Annotated in this window: 1 protein-coding gene; it reads right to left on the bottom strand. The window is 42.9% G+C overall.

What is annotated here, in order from left to right; genetic code table 11:
• Window positions 1-50: 50 nt before the first annotated feature.
• On the bottom strand, window positions 51-802 hold a 752-nt coding region (locus tag A3738_RS27445; RefSeq protein ID WP_156504544.1), incomplete at its 5' end, for a GGDEF domain-containing protein.

The following is an 802-nucleotide window of genomic DNA, read 5'->3' as shown; positions in this document are numbered from 1 at the left end:
ATATTTACTGATGAAGGCGTAGGAACACTAATCAGTAACGTGTAATCGCGTCAGCTCTGGACTCGATTACCTCCTTCAAAACGCGCTGCGCTTAGCAAAGCTTCCGCGCGTTTATTAAAGCTCTTAATATCATCATTCTTGTTTAACTCTGCGACACCGCATGAAACAGTAATAGTGCCGAGCTGTAACTTCTCTGCACTGTCCGAGAGTGTTTGTTTTGCGAGACGTTGGCGCAAATTTTCTGCTACGGTAATTGCACCTTCAAGTTGAGTATCTGGTAAGAGCAGCGCGAAACTATACTCATCATAGCGCGCAATTAAGTCGTTACCCTTTAAGTGCTTCTTGAATAGTGTGGAGATAAATTTTAAGACTTTATCGCCAATCGTATCGCCAAACTTATCTCTGAATTGATCGAACTGATCGACTTCTAGAATAGCCAATGAAAGTGCTTCGTCTTGAGATTGACTCATAGATATGTGCATTGCTAAGTCTTCATCAAATGTAGCCCGCGTCGAAATACGTGTTAGAGGGTCTACGCTTGTTTCGCCACTCAATCGCGCTACTTCATTTTTTAGACGCTGCATTTCATTAGACATGCTTTCAAGTGACTCTTGCATTGCGCAAGTGGCGGCTTCTCGCTCTTTAGTATGCTCAATCAGTTGAGCGATCATGAGCTTAAGCTCAGCGATATCTTGCGTTGTATTCACTTCTGAGCTGATATCGTTTAACGCTTTACTGTAAACGCCCAGACCTTCACCCTCATGACGAGAGCGAAGTAAGAATTCGTTAATAACTTGTTTGA

Source organism: Oleiphilus sp. HI0066 (assembly GCF_001635725.1).
The sequence above is the reverse complement of the archived record's forward strand: the minus strand, read 5'-3'. Positions and strand labels throughout refer to the sequence as shown.